The sequence below is a fragment of the Virgibacillus dokdonensis genome, assembly GCF_900166595.1.
Classification (GTDB): Bacteria; Bacillota; Bacilli; order Bacillales; family Amphibacillaceae; genus Virgibacillus; species Virgibacillus dokdonensis.
This window is the reverse complement of sequence record NZ_LT745763.1, coordinates 3,349,112-3,366,425: the sequence shown is the minus strand read 5'-3', so window position 1 is coordinate 3,366,425 and position 17,314 is coordinate 3,349,112. Positions and strand designations below refer to the sequence as shown.

Here is a 17,314-nt window from a genome sequence, read left to right as displayed (position 1 = left end):
TTGCAGATAATGTGAAAGGTTTCGAAAGTGTTTACATAGTTGGCAGTGACCCTTCATGGTTATTATATTTTTCTATTTAATTGCAGGCAATTCATTTATGTTGTCATAAAAATCAGCCTGTCCTTTTTGAACGATTATGATGAGGGAAGGACGACAAATATGAGAAAGAAAAAAGTGGGAATTATTTTTGGCGGGAAATCTGCTGAGCATGAAGTATCACTTCAGTCAGCTAAAAATATTGTTGATGCGATAGACCGTGATAAGTATGAGGTTGTTTTAATTGGGATTGATAAGGATGGGAAATGGCAATTAAATGAGTCATCTTCTTATTTGCTCCACGCGGATAATCCAAAGCTGATTCAATTAAACAAATCGAATGATACAGTTGCGATTGTTCCTGGAGATAAGGAGAGACAATTTATCCATACCTCTAACGCAATAAAGCTAGAAGAATTAGATGTTGTGTTTCCAATTGTGCATGGAACATTGGGAGAGGATGGAAGTATACAAGGAATGCTTCGTTTAGCAGACCTTCCATTTGTGGGACCAGACGTTTTAGCTTCTTCTGTTTGTATGGATAAAGACGTTGCGAAGCGTTTATTACAAGGAGCTGGAATAAACGTTGCTAAAGGACTTGTATTTAGAAAAAATGAACAAGATGAGATAAGTTTCGAAACAGCTGTGGAAGCATTGGGAAATCCAATGTTTATTAAACCGGCTAATCAAGGTTCATCTGTTGGCATTAGCAAAGTAACGACAGAAGAAGCGTTCTATCAAGGTGTGCAAGAAGCATTTCGCTATGATCATAAAATTGTTATCGAAGAGTGCATTATTGGTAGAGAGATAGAATGTTCAGTATTAGGAAATGAGGAACCAAAAGCATCATTACTAGGAGAAATTTTACCACAAACCGAATTCTATTCGTATGAATCAAAATACATTGACGAAAAAGGGGCAGAATTAGCGATCCCTGCAGATGTGTCTGAGGAGACAACGAAGCGTGTTCAAGATGTTGCTATTCAAGCGTTTAAAGCATTAGAGTGTGAAGGTTTAGCAAGAGTAGACTTCTTTTTAACAGAAGCTGGGGATATTTATTTAAATGAAATTAATACGTTACCTGGATTTACAAAAATAAGTATGTATCCAAAATTATGGGAAGTAAGTGGGCTTTCTTATCAAGAATTAATTACTACGTTAATTGAACTAGCAATGGATCGGCACAACCGAAACCATGGACTAAAAAGTTCTGTATGGGATTAATGTAAGTATAAGAAAAGAGGCATGATAATAAAGTAGATGCTCCTCTTAAGTTGCAATGATTTCATCTTAAGAGGATGCTACATCCTATTTCATGCCTCTTTATTTTTACACTATAGGAAAGTGTAAAATTATTATTGATTATAGTATAAGAAAAAGAAGGCTTCAGCTATGAGACTTGGCGGCAAGCCAAGTTTTTCTAATGGCCTATTTTCAACACTTACGTTCTGCCCGAAACAGATCAAATTTCAAGCCTAGCTTGTTTGTATGGTGTAAGCCATTATCATGAAATGGAACGATAGCTGTCCAAAAGTGTTGATAATGCACCAAACTAATGTTACTAAGTTATTGGTAAGAGAAGGGCTCTTTTGCTCTATCCTTCGTAAGTCGAGAATTTATCCTCCACGCTAATCCGGGCTTTAGGAGCTGGTGCTTCATCAAAATATCCTAAATGAAGGAAGCTAACAATTTTTTCATTTGGCTTAACATGTAAGATTTCTTTTACTTTCGGATCTTGAATATGTGGGTTTGTTTTCCATACTGCGCCAAGTTTTCTTTCCCAAGCGAGTAGCCAGAAATTTTGAATCATACAAGCAACTGCACCGTAATTTTCTTCCCATTCTTTTTGCGATTCTGGTTCATCCATAACAACGACAAGAATGGCATTCGGCTCGTTTAAATAATCTTCTCTGTTTTGTTGTCTTTCCAGTGGGTACGTAGCAGCAACTTTTTTTGCAAACTCCGGTAGTTGATCTTTCTCTACAAAAATAAACCGCCATGGTTGACGCATCCCATGCGTAGGCGCCCAAATCGCATCCTCCAGTATTTCTAATACCTTCTCTTTGGTTACTTCTTTATCATTATACCCTTTTTTAACAGCACGGCGTTCGCGGATAAGCTTCGCTAGCTGCGAGTTTGTCGTAATATTCCCCATATCTTTCATCTCCCTTGTTATATGTATATAATTGATAATTATTTTCAGTTAAATTGTAGCCGAATAGGTATAGAAAAGCAACTAAACAATTTCATTTACGATAGTAATACAATATATGAGAACAATGTGTGGGTTATTCTGCTTGAAGTACTACTCGAATAACGTAATAATAGATGATAATACTGTAAATGAGGAGAGAATGTAACGGTTGTGGCGACAGACGACTGGCGATAGGTGAGGCAGTGGAGTGAAATTAGGGGTAATACTTCGTAGGCAACAACGTATAGAAAGATGGAAGGTATACAATCCACAAAGATGAACTAGAAAAAGGGGGAAACAATAAAGATATAATGTAAATTCCATATTTCAGACATATTGGTGTATAGGGAGCATTTACTAAAATCAATTTTAGGCACGAATTTATGTGAGTAGATTCACGATGATAGGAGGAATAACGATGCAGCAATTTTTACAACGTAAAGGTGTCCATATTACAGGGAAAGCTTATTTTATCACCGCTTTAAGTTACATGGCGTTAGGTTTACTCTCATCCTTGATTATTGGACTTATTATTAAGACAGCTGGTGAACAGATCATCATCATGTTTTCTCCTTCATTGGCGGAAGTTTTTGTGGAAATGGGAAGTTTTGCAATGGACACAAAAATTATGGGTGGTGCTATCGGTGTCGCCATTGCTTACGGGTTAAAGGCCCCACCACTTGTACTATTTTCAGCTTTATTTGCTGGTGCATTTGGTGCAGAACTAGGTGGGCCAGCTGGAAGTTACATTAGTGCGGTATTCGCTACAGAACTTGGCAAATTAGTATATCAAGAAACACGTGTGGATATCATTGTTACGCCATTAGTAACGATTGTAGTAGGTTTTACAACGGGTAAATTTATCGGTCCTGGGATAAGTAGTTTGATGGAAGGCTTTGGCGAAATGATTAACTGGTCAACAGAACAGCAACCATTTATCATGGGAATTTTAGTAGCTGTATTGATGGGAATAGCATTAACAGCGCCGATTTCATCTGCGGCTATTGCTATTATGCTATCTTTGGATGGGCTAGCTGCAGGTGCCGCTACGGTAGGCTGCTCCGCACAAATGATTGGTTTTGCGGTGGCTAGTTATCGGGATAATGGATTTGGTGGCTTTATTGCGCAAGGTATTGGAACGTCGATGTTACAAGTCGCTAATATTGTAAAAAAACCAATTATTTTATTACCACCGACAATAGCAGGAGCTGTTGTTGCGCCGCTTGCTACTGTATGGCTAGAGCTAACGAATAATCCTTCTGGAGCTGGTATGGGGACAAGCGGCTTCGTTGGACAAATTATGACAATCGAATCGATGGGCTTTTCCATGCCTCTTCTTTGGAGTATGCTCATGTTACATATCATGATCCCGGCTATAATTAGTTTGCTTATTGTCACTTTACTTCGGAAAAAAGGCTGGATTCAACCAGGCGATATGAAAATATCTTATGAATAAACTTGTGGAAAATTAAACGAAAAGAAAGGAGTATATCGTATATGAAGCCGCAATTCCAGAAGCTGTTAAAGCAATCAGGTGTTAAAGGGAATGTAACGCGGGTGAAAAAAGTGTCTGGTGGCTCCATCAACGACGCCTATCTAGTAGAAACAGATGCGCAACGTTTTTTTATGAAGTTAAATGAAGCTTCACCTGCTCGTTTTTTTGCATTAGAAGCGAAAGGTCTAGCACTGATAAAGTCTACAAATACGATGGATGTTCCAGATGTTATCGGTTATTCGGATCAAGAAGGTGAGTCATTTTTGCTATTGGAATGGGTAAATGGACATAGAACCGAACATACGGACAAGCTACTTGGTGAGCGATTAGCTGCCATGCACCAAACCAGTGGAGAGCAGCATGGCTATTCGGAAGCAACATTTATTGGTACATTACAACAGCCAAACAGCTGGTATGATAGTTGGCTTTCCTATTATCGTGACTGCCGTCTGAAAACACAATTACAGATTGGGATCAAACGGAATGTTATCCATGCGCAACGACGAGAGAAGCTAGAGAGGTTACTAGTGCGATTAGACCGCTGGATTCCTAATAACATTTCTCCAGCCTATTTACACGGTGATTTATGGGGAGGTAATTGGATAGTTGGAGAACATGGAATCCCTTATTTCATTGATCCATCCTTTTTATTTGGGGATAGACATTTTGATATAGCTTTTACTGAAGTATTCAGTGGCTTTTCTACAAGCTTTTATGAAGCCTATAAAGCCACTTTTCCATTAGCGGATTATTACAAAGATTGTAAGCCGTTATACCAATTATTCTATTTATTAGTTCATCTAAACTTATTTGGAGAAGTGTACGGATCAAATGTTGATAGAATTTTGCGTTATTATGTAGGAGATTAGAAGGGATAGATAACATGGAGTTTTATGACCTCATGGTGTTCATACACATCATTGCTGCAATTATTGGTATGGGTCCAGGTTTCTTCATGATTTTGCCAGTGAAAACAGCAACTACGATGACAGAATTGCAATATGGTTATAAAATACGAAACAAATTACACGGCTGTGTCATGATTGGTGGTACATTACTATTGATAACGGGGCTAATCATGGGAGTACTTCGCCCCTATTTATTTGCACAAGGTTGGTTTATAGGCAGTTTGCTTTTATTTTTGCTTGCTTTGGCATTTGGCCCACTCGTGCTGTCGCCGCGTTCCAAACCAATCAAAAAACTATTACAGACGCATCCGGATAGTACGATCCCTGATGACTACTTTCGATTATCCAGAAAGCTATTTTTCTATGAAAGAATCGAAAGTCTGTTGTTTATGATCATTATTATTTTGATGATTACGAAACCATTTTAAAGTACGTTTAAGGAAATTCTCTGAAGTTCATAAGAGAGTTACTTGAAGTTCGCAAATTTTCGCGAAGTTCATAAGTTATTGTGGGGGCCTTCTTACGATGGAGATCCATATAAAAAAGTGCCAACTGTTTGATTGTCATCTCTAACTTTGTTGGGGAGACGCTCTTCCTTGGCACTTTTGTACACTATTATGAAAGCATAAATTTTTAAGGTTTATACTATAAGAAATACGACTGCATTCTTTTACGATAGTAAAAGGTGAGGTGCTTGTGTATAACGAAATAACCGAATAAGCCACGTCTGGCTCCATCTCCCAGCAAATAGGCGACTTCACGAATCACCCTAAGCTAAGTCATCATTGGTTTGTGCCTCACCATGATTCCTAAAACTTTAGTTAATTCGCTCCAGTCGCTACGTTGCTAACCGGGCGCTTGCGCCTTTGTTCCACTATAGGAAAGTATAAAAGCTTAAAGGTATATAGTATAAGAAAACTATGCCTTTCGCCATAAGACTTGGCGATAAGTCAGTTTTTCTAATTAATAGCGTCGGGCAAATAGCTTGCAGATTTCAATGATTGTTTTTGAGGCTTTCATCATATTATCTACCGAGACGTATTCGAATTTACCATGAAAATTTTCTCCACCAGTAAAAATGTTCGGTGTTGGCAGTCCCATGTAGGATAATTGCGAACCATCTGTACCACCACGAATCGGTTTTACGATTGGTTCGATATCTAAGCTTTTCATTGCATCATAAGCAATGTCGACAATTTCTTTCACCGGTTCAATTTTTTCGCGCATATTATAATACTGATCGCGCAATTCAAGGCTAACAGCTTCCGTTCCATATTTGGTCTGAAATTTCTCTGTGATTTTTTGCAATAAAACTTTTTTCTCTTGAAACTTCGCTTTATCAAAATCTCGGATAATGTAGATAAGTTCTGCATTTTCCACATCACCAGTAATATTGCTTAAGTGATAAAATCCTTCGTACCCTTCTGTATATTCCGGCGCTTCTTCGTTTGGAATTTCATTTATAAAGGTTGCTGCCATTTTCCCAGCGTTCACCATTTTATCTTTGGCTGTTCCTGGATGTACACTATTTCCTTTAAAGGTTACTCTTGCTTGAGCTGCGTTAAAGCTTTCGTATTGCAACTCTCCTAAAGGCCCACCATCGACGGTATAGGCATATGTAGCATCGAAACGTTCCACATCGAATTTATGTGGTCCACGGCCGATCTCTTCATCGGGCGTAAAAGCAACGCGGATTTTCCCGTGCTTGATTTCTGGATGTGTGATGAGATAATGCATCGCAGTCATAATTTCAGCAATCCCCGCTTTGTTATCAGCGCCAAGTAAAGTTGTTCCATCTGTAGTGATTACTGTATGACCTTTGTATTGCGAAAGCTCTGGAAAATCAGTAGTCGATAATATAATATTTTCTTCCTTGTTCAATACAATATCTTTCCCGTCGTAATTCTCCGTGATTTGTGGTTGAACATTTTTTCCAGTGAAGTCTGTTGCTGTATCCACATGTGCTAAAAATCCGATGGTCGGTATATCACCATCCGTGTTTGCTGGAAGTGTTGCCATCACATAGCCAAAGTCATCAACGGCAACGTCTGTCATTCCTATTTCCTGAAGCTCTTGTACTAAAAGATTCGCTAAATCAAACTGTCCAGGTGTAGAAGGTGTAGCTTCATTGCTTGCGTCGGATTGCGTATCCATCTTTGCATACGTAATAAACCTTTCCATTATTTCTTTTTTCATGAAAGTCAACTCCTGTCAAAGTAAAAAGTATGTACCTCATCATGTAAACATGAATAGTATGCTTTCTATTATAACTTAATTACACTAATTTTCTAACTTAAATAGTTCGAGTCTCTAAGTTAGGGGTAGGCATAAGGAAGCTTATCGTATAAAATAAGGGTAACAAATACGGATTACGAATGGCTATAAAATTATTGGAGGGAAGAAAATGGGCTATCTTATTAGCGTAGACCGTTTAAAGAATCGGCTACATAATCATTTAAACAATACAGTAATTATCGATGTGCGTTTTCAGTTAACGGATCCTGATGCAGGCAGAAAAGCATATTTACAAGATCATATCCCAGGCGCTGTTTTTATGGATATAGAAAAAGATTTGTCTGGAAAAAAAGGAAAACATGGTGGAAACCATCCGCTTCCTGACCTTACAATGCTTGCAGGAAAAGTAGGAAAGTTAGGTGTTGATCACGATACAACCGTTGTGATATACGATGCAGATAATGATATGTTTGCTGCTAGAGCATGGTGGTTATTCCATTATATGGGGCATGACAAAGTGTATGTTCTTGACGGGGGCTATAGTGGCTGGAAAAAAACAGGCAATGAAACAACTACCGAAGTACCAACACTAACGCCAAAAGTATTTCACTTGCAATTAAGAGACAATCAAATTGCTAATATGGAAGAAGTAAAAGAAAAAGTAACTCGAAACGAAGCTGTTTTAATTGATTCACGTGCAAGAGAACGTTATTTAGGAGATGATGAACCGATGTATGCTCGAGCGGGCCATATCCCTGGTGCCAAGAACTATTTCTGGAAAAAGGTGCTGGATGAAAATGGCTCATGGAAAAAGAAGGAGGTACTAGAAAAACAATTTGCTTCCTTTCAGAAAAATGAAGAAATCATTGTTTCCTGCGGTTCTGGTATATCGGCTTGTCCCAATATTTTAGCCTTAAAATCACTTGGCTATGAAAATGTGAAATTATACCCTGGTAGCTTTAGTGATTGGATTTCTTATGATGAAAATGAAGTCGCAATTGGTGAAGATGCATGACAAAACAAAGATGTCAATGGGTCACAGATGATCCTGTCTATATTACTTATCATGATCATGAATGGGGCGTCCCGCAGTATGACGCCCAAAAATTATTTGAAATGCTTTGCTTGGAAGGGGCACAAGCAGGATTAAGCTGGATTACAATATTAAAGCGTAGAGAAAATTATTGCCAAGCTTTTGATGATTTCGATCCGTTAAAAATAAGTAAATATAGCAATCAGAAAATAGAAGCGCTCCTCCAAGATAAAGGAATTATTCGTAACCGGAGAAAGATAAATGCTTTCATTAAGAATGCGCAGTCCTTTTTGCAAGTAGAGCAGGAGTTGGGAGACTTCTCCTCCTATATATGGTCCTTTGTCGGCGGGGAACAAATTGTTAATCACTGGGAAACGCATGAACAAGTGCCCGCATATACGACAGAATCCGAACAAATGAGCAAAGATCTAAAACGACGCGGTTTCCAATTCGTTGGGCCAACCATTTGTTACGCTTTTATGCAAGCGACAGGCATGGTCAATGACCATACGAAAGACTGCTTTTTGTCTATAGCTCGCTGAACACGGGCGGGAGAATTCGCCCGTAAACCGCTCGTACTCGTCGCAAAATCGCTCATCTCGCACTGAAACTCGCTCACGTTCGTGGTGAAATCGCTCCTCGCGCGCGGGAACTCGCTCACGTACGTCGCAAAATCGCTCTCCCCGCGGGAAACTCGCTCGCGCACGTCGCAAAATCGCTCATCTCGCGCGGAAATTCGCTCACGTACGTCGCAAAATCGCTCCCCCGCGCTGGAAGCCTTTTGTATATCAGATAGCTTGCCTCTTCAAGCGCATACAACCACCCCCCGTCAAACATGACGGGGGTGGAAAGACGATCTACAATGAATGAAAATCTTATCTTATGAAGTGGCAATTTGTTTTAATGTTTGTTTTACAATTACATAAGCGACTCCTACACTTATTAAACTAAAGCAACCTGATGTAATAAGGGGGGATATATATACAACATTTATAGAAGGTGTAAATAGAACGAATAATAATGTGATGCTACATGTCATACCTAGCATAAATGCTGGTAGCATCCATGCTAAAGATTCTTTCATAATGGTGAGGCGGACATCTTTGCTTCGCCAGCCTATATCACGTAATGTAATGATTTCATCTCTTCGAAGTAGTAGAGTAGAAGAAATGCTTTCCATAATTGTTGTTAATGCAACGTAAAACGTGGCTCCTAAAATAATCATCATGAGCAAGAAGACAAGTTCATTAATATAAGTTCCTAAATGTGTTTCACCAGTCGTTTGATTTGTTACGTATAACACAGACGGGACAAAGTTGACGAGTAATGTGACAAATACCAATTGTAAAAAGCTAAGTGAAATCAGATTTTTATAAAAAGCCAAGTTTCGCATCCATACGCGCTTGAGTTTATTGCTATTCCAAGTACGATGTTTTTGTTTTTTAAATCGTTTGCTACAGCCTAACATGATGATGAAGGTGCAGAGGACAAAGAGACTAAAGGCAACCCAAGCGACTGGTTGTATAAACTGAAGGAAGTAACAAATAAGTAGAATAATACCGCCGAATAAACATGCAAGACTAACCACTAATCCACTTTCTGATAGATGAAAACGTTGAATAGCTTTTTTTGTCCAACCTATGTCGTATAATAGTTGACGCTCTTCTAATTGTGTTCGATTGCGAAATGAAAAATGATTCATAATATAGAGAATGCTAATCATGGAAAACATACTGGCGATAAGTATATTCGTCGTATTCCAACCTTCTGCAATCGTGGTTGCGGCACCTAGTGTTGTCCACATTTGCTCTACTTTTCCAATCCCTTCAACATCCAATGTAACAGGTGAATGAGAAGCGCCAGCCACAACTGTTATATGGAAATCACCAATTTCAGATATGTGACCAACCGTTCGACGGATTTTATCAATTGCTGCTTGGTTATAAGCAGAAATATCACTTACCTTCACACGTATAGCATCAATAGGGCTATCTCCTTTTATATAGGCGGCATCTTCTAAATCAATTATTCCGTACGCCGGAGAGCTAATAAAACTACCAGGAGTAATTGTTTCACGTACGTTTTTGCCCTCATGTAATGTTGTTGTTGGCGATTGTTGATACATTCCTAATGGGCTTGCAGCTAAAGTTTGCTGGAATTCTTTTGTTGTAAAAGTGCCGACTGGAACTAATCTAAAGGGAGGATCGGTAGCCTCTAGCCTTGTTGACTTCCCTACTTTTTCTATCTCTCGATAAGTTGGTACTCCTGTATGTTTACCGACTTGCACGACTTTTAAAGCGTCTTGCTCAAGGATCGTATAGTCGATAGGATGTGTGCGATAAAATAGAGGAGTTTCACTTAGTCCAGAAAGATAATTGAAAGATTCGCTAAATGTTCCATCATAATGATATTTAAAAGGCTTATAATAAAAAGGTAGTATGTGGTTTGATAAATCAATTTCAAATTCTTCTTTATCCGTATAGGCTACCTCTTGCATTCTTTTTGATAAATGGTCGTATTGATCGGAAAAAAAGAACGCTTGGCCTTCTGGTAGACCTAGTTCTTTCTTTAGCTGAATAGTTTGTGCACTACTCCAATCTAGTGTAGCTTTTGTTACATGAGCAGTTAAAGGTGTAAAGGCATTTTCTAAGTAAATTAAGGGTATATGTGTATCTGCGTTATCGTGTGCGATAAGTTGTTCGTATTCTTGTGTAATGGAGTTATCCATCGCCGATAAGTCCAAGTCAGTTAATTTTTCTTCCTGCTCTCTATCCACGCCCACAGTCAGATAATAAGTATATGGAAGGGTGAATTCCGGTCGCATTCCTTCATAAATAGATTCCGCTCCTGGCTTGCGTATAAAGTCAAAGTCATCCGTGTAATACCCGTTTTGTTTTAACATGTAATAGTAACTACTTCCTTGCGTTATCCGATAATCATTAATGCCATCTGAAGTTTTAAAATAAAGCTCCAGATAACTGCTAGAGGTGGGAAATTCGAAGGAAAATGTTTTATTATCACCCGTAAAATAGCCTAAGGATGCAACAGGGGCTGCGATTTCTACCTCTTCCAAATCCTTCATTTGCTCCCACTGTTGTAGCGTAATGCCACCATCTCCATAGTTTAAGTAATTTTCTTCTACTTTGCCAATTTCTTTCTCGACTTCAGTTTGTGCATCTTTAGGACGGACGAGAATATCATATGTTCCTCTTGCATGACTTTCAATATTCCCCTTCACTTCAGTTTGTATATCGAATAAAGTAGCAATACTAATTGGACCGGCAACGAAAATAGCTAGTAAGGAACCGAACAGTAAGAAGCTTGAGCGAGTTTTATTTTTAAGGGATTGCCAGCTTAAACGAATCATTCCACAACTTCCCCTTCATGGATTACTCCGTCTTGAATGGTTATAGTACGATCTGCTTGTTCGGCAACAATCGGGTCATGCGTAGCTAGTATAATTGTTTTTCCTTTGGCATGGATTTGTTTTAATAACTGTATAATAATATCCCGATTTGCGCTGTCCAAATTGCCTGTTGGTTCATCGCATAGTAGTATAGTCGGTTCTGACAACAGTGCTCTCGCAAAAGCAACCCGTTGCTGTTCACCCCCAGATAACTGATGGGGAAAATGGGTTATCCGGTGGTGTAACCCGATTTCGTCAATTAACTGTATTGCCTTATCTTTAAGATGTTTTCGTTTTTGATATGGTAATAATGGCAACATGACATTTTCTAAGACGGAAAATTGTGGTAATAAGCGAAATTGTTGGTATACTGTAGCTACTTTATTACGTAAAAAAGCATGTCGTTCATTGGTCGGCAACGTATAAATGGGGGTATCGTTTATAGTGACATGCCCTTCCATATTTTTTAATGAACCAGCGATAACTTTTAACAAAGATGTCTTCCCAGAGCCAGAAGGCCCAACAACCGACACCCATTCACCAGATGAAATATGTAAATGAACATTTTGTAAAATAGCTGTTTCCAGATGAGTATAGGATACACAGACGTTTTCTATTGCGATCAAATCTATCAACTCCTATGCGAATAAGCAGCAACGGATAACCAGTTGCTGCTTCCTTCCGTTTTTCGGGTGTGTTTAGCGATAATGTCTCATGGTACGGCTTGTACTATCATGGCTATAACCAGTAACGGATGCAAAGAGGGAATAAACAGCATAATCTTTCGATCCTAGATAATAACTCTCAGGAAAAGCGACAGTTGTTGCAGCTGTAGAGCCATTCCTTTTATTTCCATTCCCTGCATTTAGGTAATACCTATATTTTCCTCCTGCTCTATCCCCGGAGAAGCTTAAGCGAATGGTTGTTGTAGCGTTCATGCCGTAAATAGTTGATGGAGCTTTCATACCTATTTTTGTAGGGTACGCAAAAGGTGTAACGTCACTTGTTGGAGAAGTTGATTGTACTTGCGGAGATGCATTTACTTGTGCATGTGCTGGTGATGAAAGCCCTAATACTAGTGCTGTTGCTAAGGTTGTACCAATTGCTAACGATTTGAATTTTCCTTTCAATTTAATTTTCTCCTCTTAAATATTTGTTTTCAAGTAGATCTTATCATCTTTTTATCGGAAAGTAAATAATTATCAGATAAAATAAGGTGCGGTTTTGTTCATTTATTTTAGGTCACATAAATTGTATGAAAAAGGACTTCATATCTAAATGGATAAAAGAAATAGAAAATGCTTGTGTCGATCAAAAACTCGTAAACATATAAAGTGCTATGCCTTACCTCTGCTTTTAAATAGATAAAATATAAAGTAGAGATAGGGTGTGTCAATAATTTTGTGTAAATCCCCTTTTGTAGATGTTAACTCTGAATAAATAATCAGGAAATCTCTATAGCCACAGCGTTAGCTGCTTGTCCTTGACCTTGTGCCTCTTCTTTGTGATTCGCTGTGTTGGGCATAGGGGACCCTGCCAGCGAGAGTATAGAAGAGTACGGTCGTGGTACCATAAAAAAGCGGGTGGAGCCTTATGTGGCTATATTTTCTGCACCCGCCAGTAGATATACACCACGACCGTAAACAAGGTCAAGGATGGCGGGTTCTAAGTCCCATTTTCCAGAGATTCGAACAAGGCAACTAATTCAGATTTTGCCTGATCAAAGCCTCGATGGCAGCGCATGCTGAATTTATGATTATACTCTAGAAATCGCGTGACAAGAAAACGTTCTAAAGCCTCCTTGTTTGGAAACTGCTCTTTTCGTTTGACGTATCTCTTTATTTCTTTATTGAAGGCTTCAATTAAATTTGTCGAATAGATACTCCGTCGAATAGAGGCAGGGAACTCATAAAATGTTAATAATTGTTCATTTTTTACAACTGCGTCAATGACACGTGGATATGTCTTTTCCCATTTGCTTTGAAACTGTTCTAACGCTTGTAGGGCTTCTTTTTTGTCTATGGCATGATAAACCGTTTTAAAGTCACTAAGTATCTCTGCACGGTCTTTGACACGAACCTTCTTAGCAATATTGCGGGCAACATGGACACAGCACACCTGATGCTTTGCTTTAGGATAGACACGGTGAATAGCATCTGTCATGCCAGTTAGACCGTCTGAGATGAAGAGCAGAACGTCTGCAACACCACGCTGATATAGTTCCTGCATCAATTCTTCCCATACGTGTGCGGATTCTGTTGGTGCAATAGTAAAGTCTAATACTTCTTTTATGCCGTCTTCCGTGATCCCAATTGCAATATATACAGACTCTTTCTCTACCGTGTTACGACGGATAGGGATTTGAGTAGCATCTAAGTAAATGCATGCGTAACGGTTTTCTAATTTACGTTCATGAAATGCTTGTACATCTTCTGCTACCAATTTTGTTAAGTTAGATACGGTCTGTTTGGTGTAATGATGTCCGTACATTCGTTCGATTAGATGTGCGATTTCATCTGTTGTGATTCCCTTTTCATAAAGGTGAATAACAAACTGTTCCAGCGTGTCATTAGAACGCTTATATGGAGCCACTGTTTGTTGTTGAAATTCTCCGTTCCTATCCCTTGGTATACGAAGTTGTAGCTCACCGTACTCCGTCTTAAAAGTACGGTCATAAAACCCATTACGAGAGTTACCTGAATGAACTCCCTTGCGTTCATACGGTTCGTAATCCAGAAATACAGTTAATTCATGCTTTAGTAATTGGTTAATAGCTTCTTCTAGATGACGGCGAAAAACTTCTTCAATATCTTGTTTTTTTGCTAGTGCTTCAATTAAATCTGTAGTAAGATGGTTCATAGGGAAGACCTCTTTTCTGTGAATTTTGTGTGCTAACTTTATTCTACAAAAAGGGTCTTCCTTTTTCTATGAACTTGTTTAATTGGTATTTCTATTTACACAAAATATTTTACACTCTCTAGAGATAAGGCAACTAGCAAATAAGTAAACAATATATATGATATGCTTTTTAAAGCAACACTTCATCGAATAAATAAGCTATCATTAAAACTTCTTAAATTTACATAGACGAATAAGCAATGGTTTTTTTCTCAGAGCTACATGCGACTATAGAATGGAATAGAAAATGATATATTATAAAGTTTGTAGGTATAACGATTTGTTTTGTTCTCCAGTTTCAAAGCTTAAAGACATTCACTTGTTTATGAAGGTCTCTAGCTAATTCTGCTAATTCTTCAATATTGTGCGAAACTTGCTCCATAGTACCAGTTGTCTCTTCGGTAGAAGCAGCAACTTCTTCTACTCCAGCTGCTGATTCCTGTGAGATAGAAGCCATTTCTTTAACGAGTTGCTCCATATCTTTACTTGTTTCTGTATTCTCTTTTAGTTTCATGGTAATAGCTTGCATTTTTTCAATCATACCCGTTATCGCATTATTCATTTGTTGGAAGTTAGCTCCTGTATCTTCAATCTGTTGCTTTCCGTTTTTTACTTCATCATAACCTCGATTTAAAGAAGAAACGACGTCGCTTGTCTCCGATTGAATCCGCTGCACGATGGTAGTAATTTCACCGACAGATTGCGCAACTTGTTCTGAAAGCTTTCGAACTTCATCTGCTACTACGGCAAAACCTCTACCATGTTCACCAGCTCTTGCAGCTTCAATGGCGGCATTTAACGAGAGCAAATTCGTCTGTTCTGCAATATCTCGTATGACTTTCACAAGTTTGGATATTTGACTTGACTGATTATCCAAGCCTTTTACTTGCGTTACTGCTTCTTCTACAATGGTGTCAATCTGGTTCATTTGCTGGACAGATTGTTGCATGAAGGTAGAACTTTCTGTCGTCCATTTTCGCACTTCGCTAGCATCTGTCATTACTTCGCTTCCTCTTTGTTCAGAAATGTGTACATTATCAACGAAGTGATTCATATTGTCAGATAGTTCACTTGCGCCTGTTGCTTGCATTTCTGTACCGCTAGCTAATTCTTCCATCGTTGTAGCGATTTGATGGTTACTTTCTTTCACTTCACTAGCTGATTTCGTTAATTGCTCACTTTGTGCAGATACAGAGGAAGAAACGCTTTGGACGCTCTGAATAATTGTTCGTATTCGATCTCGCATCCTATGTACAGCTTGAGCTAGTTGTCCAATTTCATCCTTCGATTTAGTCTCTTCCTGTTGTATATGCAAATTTCCATTTGCTATATCTTTTGTAGTGTGAACAATGCTTTGCAATCTGGAAGTAATGCCACGGCTAATCATAATCATTAGTGGTATACCGATAGCTAGCGATAATAGATTGGAGAATGCTAGTATGTATACACTCCTGTTTGAGCTGTTTTCTGTTTCAGCAATGGCTCTAGCTTGTTGTTGTTGCGTTTGATCGAGAAGATTATTGACAAGTGTCAGTGTGTCTTCTCGCAATCCTCCCGAATAGTGACGAATAGTGTTAGCGAATTGTTCTCTTCCTTCTTCGACAGAGGTTACCATCCGCTCCATAAATGCTTTATCGATGGACTCGTTTTTATCGACAATATCGTTAAGAATAGCTTTCTGACTTTTATCATCCATCGTTTTATTTAATTGTTGGGCAACTTGCTCGAATTCCTTTTGATAGGCTTCGAAATTAGTAAAATATTTATCATTCCCAGTAATTAAATAGTCGGCGGATTGTACATCTTTCGCCTGAATAATGATTGCTAATTGGGAAATTTGGTCTGTTTGTTCCTGTAGTTCATTCACTCTATGAATATCTTGTTGTCCTCCTTTTAACTGCACATATACAATGATAGAAGAAGTAAGCATTAAAGCAATTGTTAAAAAGAAAACCGATAAATATTTTTTATGAATGCGTAGATTTCCCCAAGCAAAAACGACTTTTTTTCTCCAGTTCTTTTGCTTTTTTTCCTTTGTATGGACTTTTTTGTTTTTCATAGAATCCCCCCCTGTTTTAGCATGATTCCTTTAGCCCCGTTGACTCATTTGATTCGTTACAATAATAAACGAATACCTCGCTCCTTTGTTCAAAGAATTAAGACTTATTGTCAAATTCTTAGTTTTGCTTCATATGATTAGTAACCTGTAAAAAGTCTTGGTGCAGTATGAATTACAAAATATAAGAAATTTCACGATGTTCTTTTGAAAAGATGAAAAGAATATTTCTATCATTATAAATAATGCTACCTTTTTTAAGATATCGACTAAATTCGAATAGAATTAAAGCTATTAGTGCAAATTTTTTTACAATAGGTTAGTAAAAAGGTTCAAGCTAAGCTGTGCGATTTGCATTAAAATGGCCCTTATAAATTATTGAAACAAAGTTAGTGGAGAACTTCTCGCTACTTAAATAACTAACAAACAATGCTACCATTTGCGTTAAAAAGCCATTCTCATGTAAAATGTCAAATTGTGTGCGTAATTAAAAGAATGTAGGTGATAGAATGCAAGTTTCTGCTTTTATAGCAAGCGAAAAAAGTAAGCAAGAATTAGAGGAAGAACTAAATACATTGGAAGTACAAGTCTTTCGTATGCAACAAAATGTAAAAGAAATTGCCAAACAAGCATATATTGTTAGTATTGATCAAACAAAAGAGGCTAACTGGGTCATCATCTATGCAATTCGAAAAGCAAATTCGATTCAAATGATGCTTCATGAATGCACAAAGCCATTTCTCGGGAAATGGGATTCAGCTATTGAAGCTGAATATAAACTAGAAAATACCCTTCACATTACTGATATTAAAGGGGAAGAAAATAAAGGCTACGGTTCTGTATTAATGAACCATTTAAAAGAGCTTGCTTATGATGAAAATAAACATTATATTACTGGTGATATCGTTAAACGCGACTTTGATCATGTGGAGCGGTTGAAACATTTTTACGCCAAGCACTATTTTGACGTAAGTATTAATCATAAAGAAGAAAATGGAAAAATTGTTTGGTCTCCTTGTTAGATCAGGCTTTTTTGCGTCGAATATGTTCAAT

Annotated in this window: 14 protein-coding genes; 7 read left to right on the top strand and 7 right to left on the bottom strand. The window is 38.1% G+C overall.

The genetic code is table 11. The annotated features are described in order from the left end of the window. Nucleotides 1–159: 159 nt before the first annotated feature. Complete coding sequence (ddlA, locus tag B2C77_RS17245) at nt 160–1,260, top strand: D-alanine--D-alanine ligase (RefSeq protein ID WP_077706163.1); 1,101 nt, start codon at nt 160–162, stop codon at nt 1,258–1,260. A 370-nt stretch (nt 1,261–1,630) separates the two neighbouring features. Here the strand turns inward: ddlA and B2C77_RS17240 are convergent, their stop codons facing one another. Then, complete coding sequence (locus B2C77_RS17240) at nt 1,631–2,191, bottom strand: nitroreductase family protein (protein WP_077706162.1); 561 nt, start codon at nt 2,189–2,191, stop codon at nt 1,631–1,633. Nucleotides 2,192–2,648: 457 nt separating this feature from the next. Here B2C77_RS17240 and B2C77_RS17235 point away from each other — a divergent pair, with 457 nt between their 5' ends. From B2C77_RS17235 to B2C77_RS17225, 3 genes are read left to right on the top strand one after another with little or no spacing between them, the layout of a single operon-like run. Next, on the top strand, nt 2,649–3,686 hold the full coding sequence (locus tag B2C77_RS17235; RefSeq protein WP_077706161.1) for a PTS sugar transporter subunit IIC: 1,038 nt from the start codon (nt 2,649–2,651) through the stop codon (nt 3,684–3,686). 41 nt (nt 3,687–3,727) lie between these two features. Next, nucleotides 3,728–4,594, top strand: coding sequence for a fructosamine kinase family protein (locus B2C77_RS17230; protein ID WP_077706160.1), 867 nt, complete (start codon nt 3,728–3,730; stop codon nt 4,592–4,594). Nucleotides 4,595–4,608: 14 nt separating this feature from the next. Then, nucleotides 4,609–5,061: a DUF2269 family protein gene (locus B2C77_RS17225; protein WP_077706159.1), complete on the top strand. Its 453-nt coding sequence runs from the start codon at nt 4,609–4,611 to the stop codon at nt 5,059–5,061. A 535-nt stretch (nt 5,062–5,596) separates the two neighbouring features. On the opposite strand, the gene pepT is transcribed toward B2C77_RS17225, so the two are convergent. Next, nucleotides 5,597–6,829, bottom strand: coding sequence for a peptidase T (pepT, locus tag B2C77_RS17220; RefSeq protein WP_077706158.1), 1,233 nt, complete (start codon nt 6,827–6,829; stop codon nt 5,597–5,599). Between the two features lie 208 nt (nt 6,830–7,037). Here pepT and B2C77_RS17215 point away from each other — a divergent pair, with 208 nt between their 5' ends. Continuing rightward, the gene (locus B2C77_RS17215) at nt 7,038–7,883 is read left to right on the top strand and encodes a sulfurtransferase (RefSeq protein WP_077706157.1); all 846 of its coding nucleotides are present in this window, start codon (nt 7,038–7,040) and stop codon (nt 7,881–7,883) included. After that, complete coding sequence (locus B2C77_RS17210; RefSeq protein ID WP_077706156.1) at nt 7,880–8,443, top strand: DNA-3-methyladenine glycosylase I; 564 nt, start codon at nt 7,880–7,882, stop codon at nt 8,441–8,443. Before B2C77_RS17215 ends, B2C77_RS17210 begins: the two co-directional genes overlap by 4 nt. A 338-nt stretch (nt 8,444–8,781) precedes the next feature. Here B2C77_RS17210 and B2C77_RS17205 read toward each other — a convergent pair whose 3' ends face one another. The 5 genes from B2C77_RS17205 to B2C77_RS17185 form a co-directional block, all read right to left on the bottom strand. Beyond that, entirely contained in the window at nt 8,782–11,268 is a 2,487-nt protein-coding gene (locus tag B2C77_RS17205; RefSeq protein ID WP_077706155.1) for a DUF443 domain-containing protein, read from the bottom strand. Beyond that, entirely contained in the window at nt 11,265–11,933 is a 669-nt protein-coding gene (locus B2C77_RS17200) for an ABC transporter ATP-binding protein (protein WP_077706154.1), read from the bottom strand. The genes B2C77_RS17205 and B2C77_RS17200 overlap by 4 nt, the downstream gene beginning before the upstream one ends. Nucleotides 11,934–12,005: 72 nt before the next feature. Further along, the gene (locus B2C77_RS17195; protein WP_077706153.1) at nt 12,006–12,437 is read right to left on the bottom strand and encodes a hypothetical protein; all 432 of its coding nucleotides are present in this window, start codon (nt 12,435–12,437) and stop codon (nt 12,006–12,008) included. Between the two features lie 535 nt (nt 12,438–12,972). Next, the gene (locus B2C77_RS17190; RefSeq protein WP_077701822.1) at nt 12,973–14,166 is read right to left on the bottom strand and encodes an IS256 family transposase; all 1,194 of its coding nucleotides are present in this window, start codon (nt 14,164–14,166) and stop codon (nt 12,973–12,975) included. Between the two features lie 337 nt (nt 14,167–14,503). Then, nucleotides 14,504–16,264, bottom strand: coding sequence for a methyl-accepting chemotaxis protein (locus tag B2C77_RS17185; RefSeq protein WP_077706152.1), 1,761 nt, complete (start codon nt 16,262–16,264; stop codon nt 14,504–14,506). 506 nt (nt 16,265–16,770) lie between these two features. Here B2C77_RS17185 and B2C77_RS17180 point away from each other — a divergent pair. Further along, entirely contained in the window at nt 16,771–17,283 is a 513-nt protein-coding gene (locus tag B2C77_RS17180) for a hypothetical protein (RefSeq protein ID WP_077706151.1), read from the top strand. The last annotated feature ends 31 nt before the right edge of the window (nt 17,284–17,314 follow it).

What these genes read in the sequence shown, in the direction of transcription:
- B2C77_RS17205 (WP_077706155.1), bottom strand. Translation starts at nt 11,268, where the DNA reads ATGATTCGTTTAAGCTGGCAATCCCTTAAAAATAAAACTCGCTCAAGC.
- B2C77_RS17225 (WP_077706159.1), top strand. Translation starts at nt 4,609, where the DNA reads ATGGAGTTTTATGACCTCATGGTGTTCATACACATCATTGCTGCAATT.
- B2C77_RS17180 (WP_077706151.1), top strand. Translation starts at nt 16,771, where the DNA reads ATGCAAGTTTCTGCTTTTATAGCAAGCGAAAAAAGTAAGCAAGAATTA.
- B2C77_RS17210 (WP_077706156.1), top strand. Translation starts at nt 7,880, where the DNA reads ATGACAAAACAAAGATGTCAATGGGTCACAGATGATCCTGTCTATATT.
- B2C77_RS17190 (WP_077701822.1), bottom strand. Translation starts at nt 14,166, where the DNA reads ATGAACCATCTTACTACAGATTTAATTGAAGCACTAGCAAAAAAACAA.
- B2C77_RS17230 (WP_077706160.1), top strand. Translation starts at nt 3,728, where the DNA reads ATGAAGCCGCAATTCCAGAAGCTGTTAAAGCAATCAGGTGTTAAAGGG.
- pepT (WP_077706158.1), bottom strand. Translation starts at nt 6,829, where the DNA reads ATGAAAAAAGAAATAATGGAAAGGTTTATTACGTATGCAAAGATGGAT.
- ddlA (WP_077706163.1), top strand. Translation starts at nt 160, where the DNA reads ATGAGAAAGAAAAAAGTGGGAATTATTTTTGGCGGGAAATCTGCTGAG.
- B2C77_RS17215 (WP_077706157.1), top strand. Translation starts at nt 7,038, where the DNA reads ATGGGCTATCTTATTAGCGTAGACCGTTTAAAGAATCGGCTACATAAT.
- B2C77_RS17185 (WP_077706152.1), bottom strand. Translation starts at nt 16,264, where the DNA reads ATGAAAAACAAAAAAGTCCATACAAAGGAAAAAAAGCAAAAGAACTGG.
- B2C77_RS17240 (WP_077706162.1), bottom strand. Translation starts at nt 2,191, where the DNA reads ATGGGGAATATTACGACAAACTCGCAGCTAGCGAAGCTTATCCGCGAA.
- B2C77_RS17235 (WP_077706161.1), top strand. Translation starts at nt 2,649, where the DNA reads ATGCAGCAATTTTTACAACGTAAAGGTGTCCATATTACAGGGAAAGCT.